The 2,502-nt window shown below is 40.2% G+C and carries 6 protein-coding genes and 1 pseudogene; 4 read left to right on the top strand and 3 right to left on the bottom strand.

The window, feature by feature from the left end; genetic code table 11:
- The coding region (locus Q0200_RS11420) for a hypothetical protein (RefSeq protein WP_297941233.1) at window positions 1-213 on the bottom strand (213 nt) is incomplete at its 3' end.
- A 163-nt stretch (window positions 214-376) separates the two neighbouring features.
- On the opposite strand from Q0200_RS11420, the gene Q0200_RS11415 reads away from it, so the two are divergent.
- The 4 genes from Q0200_RS11415 to Q0200_RS11400 are packed head-to-tail and all read left to right on the top strand — an operon-like array spanning window position 377 to window position 1,524.
- Window positions 377-613, top strand: coding sequence for a hypothetical protein (locus Q0200_RS11415; protein ID WP_297941232.1), 237 nt, complete (start codon window positions 377-379; stop codon window positions 611-613).
- Window positions 603-908: a hypothetical protein gene (locus tag Q0200_RS11410; RefSeq protein ID WP_297941231.1), complete on the top strand. Its 306-nt coding sequence runs from the start codon at window positions 603-605 to the stop codon at window positions 906-908. Before Q0200_RS11415 ends, Q0200_RS11410 begins: the two co-directional genes overlap by 11 nt.
- The gene (locus tag Q0200_RS11405; protein ID WP_297941230.1) at window positions 905-1,219 is read left to right on the top strand and encodes a hypothetical protein; all 315 of its coding nucleotides are present in this window, start codon (window positions 905-907) and stop codon (window positions 1,217-1,219) included. The genes Q0200_RS11410 and Q0200_RS11405 overlap by 4 nt, the downstream gene beginning before the upstream one ends.
- On the top strand, window positions 1,198-1,524 hold the full coding sequence (locus Q0200_RS11400) for a hypothetical protein (RefSeq protein ID WP_297941229.1): 327 nt from the start codon (window positions 1,198-1,200) through the stop codon (window positions 1,522-1,524). The genes Q0200_RS11405 and Q0200_RS11400 overlap by 22 nt, the downstream gene beginning before the upstream one ends.
- Before the next feature lie 3 nt (window positions 1,525-1,527).
- On the opposite strand, the gene pglD is transcribed toward Q0200_RS11400, so the two are convergent.
- Both pglD and pglC read right to left on the bottom strand, forming a co-directional pair.
- On the bottom strand, window positions 1,528-2,133 hold the full coding sequence (gene pglD, locus Q0200_RS11395; protein ID WP_297941228.1) for a UDP-N-acetylbacillosamine N-acetyltransferase: 606 nt from the start codon (window positions 2,131-2,133) through the stop codon (window positions 1,528-1,530).
- Window positions 2,120-2,502: pseudogene (gene pglC, locus Q0200_RS11390) on the bottom strand (undecaprenyl phosphate N,N'-diacetylbacillosamine 1-phosphate transferase); the annotation flags it as partial. The gene pglD and the pseudogene pglC, both read right to left, overlap by 14 nt.

Raw genomic sequence — 2,502 nt, 5'->3', positions numbered from 1 at the left:
AATGTAGGCATAGTATTCATTCCAAAAAAGATGGTCACTGCCAGTTGACCACTGGATACCATAATGTAACTGGGTACTATCTCTTGGCTCACTTGGTGGCACTAACCAAAGCTTTTGACCAAATGTTTTTTCTAAGGTTGCTTGTTTTAGTGGTAAAAGCAAATCCATCCCATCCAAATGATAAGCCATATCACGTTTTGTCATCTTAGCCACTTTACACTCCTTTTTTCGAGTGATTTTATAAATTTTATTCTGATAAGAAAACAATTGAATTATTTTATGTTTTTATAATTTTTAATTGAATATTTCAATGCTGTTTAAGAATAATAGTTTTATAATTCAATTTGTATTTTAAACAATTACCAAAGGAAGAAAAATGCAAGATGAAAATGCAAAAGTAGGCTGGTGGACTCCAACATATACGATAATTGTTATACTCTATGGTTTGTATAGGCAATTTATAATACCAGATGAGCTTTACAATAATACTATGTACATATGGGCTGGTGCGATAGCTTGGCCGCTTATTCTGCTTGGCAATATTATTAATTTTGTTTTACAGACAGATTTATTTTCCGAATACGAAATTATAAGGGCTGTTTTTGGTAAATAAAACTATTTTTTGCATATTTCTTTCTTTGATTGTTTTTGAGTGTTCAAACAAAGAAAGCACTATTCAGGACGAATTTTACAAACTTTGTATGCTAGAACACAATAAGCTCCCTGCCTTTAAGCGAGCCTGTAATTGTTTAGCCAATAAAAATGTAAAAACACTGAGTAAGCAACAAATTAAAGAGCTTTTATCAAAAGACACAGATGATATAAAGCCTATTATTAGGACGATATTTTTAGAAAAGAACATCTTGCAGCAAGATGAAATTAATTGTTTATCAAAGGCCGTATTATGAAAGAAAACACAGCAATGATGGCAACATTAGCTGTCATTTTAAGTATATGTTTTGGAATTTACGTTGTATTTTTTAGCGATAAAGCTAAAATGGAGAAGGAAATTTCGCAAGCGTGCAAATCTATTACACGCGAAATTAACGAAGAAAAAAACTTTAATCATGATGGCTTTTGCAAATGTATCGTAAAAAAAGCAATGCAGAGAATAGATTTAAAGACTGCCGCTTACATAAAACAAAAAGGGCTACATTACAGCCTAAGTGACTTTATAGATGAAAACGAGGCATATCAATGCAAACAAGAAGTGCAATAAAATTAAGTTCTGCACTGCTTATATCTCTTTATTCTTTGGGTTGTAGCGATATAAGACAAAATTTTACAGAAGAGATGACGCAAGGATGCCTCTATACAGCACAAATACCGAATGCTAGAGCAGTTTGCAAGTGCATATATTCTTATGTTGCAGATAAATTCTCGGATGAAGAACTTGAAGTGATAATGAGCAAAAGCCAGTCAAGCATGACTCTTAGTTTAAGGAATAAGATATCAAAATATACCGACTGGCAAAGTCCAAGCATGTCTTCACAAATACAAAAATGCAAAGAGCTAGGTGAGTAAAATTTAGTCCAAATTTCGCCTAACTTTAGCGGGATTACCGTAAGCGACGCTACCGCCTGCGATATCTCTTACTACGACGCTGCCCGCTCCGATGACGCAGTCTGCGCCGATTTTTATGCACTGCACTACGCAAGATCCTATTCCTACGTGGGTGTTTTGCCCCACTATCACGCCGCCTGCTAGCGCCGCGTTTGGGCTAACATGGGCAAAATCTCCGATCTCGCAGTCATGCTCGATGATCGCGCCAGTGTTTATTATCGCGCCCTCGCCTATTACAGAGCGCGCGTTTATGACGGCATTTGGCATCACGACCGCGCCCTCGCCTATTTTTGCGCTACTACTTACTACCGCGCTTGGATGGATTAAATTTACTACGCAAAAGCCGGCGTTTTTTACTCTTTCTTGCAGGATGCGTCTGATTTTATTATCTCCGATAGCCACAATCACGTCCGCTTTTTCGAGGCTCGGGTCAAATTTGAGCACGTTTTTACCGTCAAATTTGGAGTCATCCAAAAACACGACCTCGCCGTATCCGCACGCCCTAGCCACGTCAGCGACGACCGCTCCGTGTCCGCTAAAGCCGTAAATATAAATTTTAGTTACGGCCATTAAATTTCTCCGTCGTAGCCATACCCTCTTTGCTCACGCCGCTTCGTTTTAAGACCTTTTGTACGGTTAAAATCGCGATTTTCACGTCCAGCGCAAAGCTAAGCTCGCGGACGTATCTCGCGTCAAATTTAAACTTCTCCGCCCAGCTGATCGCGTTGCGGCCGTTTATCTGCGCTAGCCCCGTGATGCCGGGTCTCACGTCGTGGCGGGTTGCCTGCTCGGCGTCGTAAAGAGGCAGATACTCAACTAGAAGCGGACGCGGCCCGATGAAGCTCATATCGCCTTTTAGCACGTTAAAAAGCTGCGGTAGCTCATCAAGGCTGAGGCTTCGGATAGTCTTGCCGACGCCGCTTAGACGCATCTCGTCGG

Origin of the sequence: uncultured Campylobacter sp. (assembly GCF_938045225.1) — a bacterium.
Lineage (GTDB): Bacteria > Campylobacterota > Campylobacteria > Campylobacterales > Campylobacteraceae > Campylobacter_A.
Note: the sequence above shows the minus strand (reverse complement) of the source record. Positions and strands in the feature narration are given on the sequence as shown.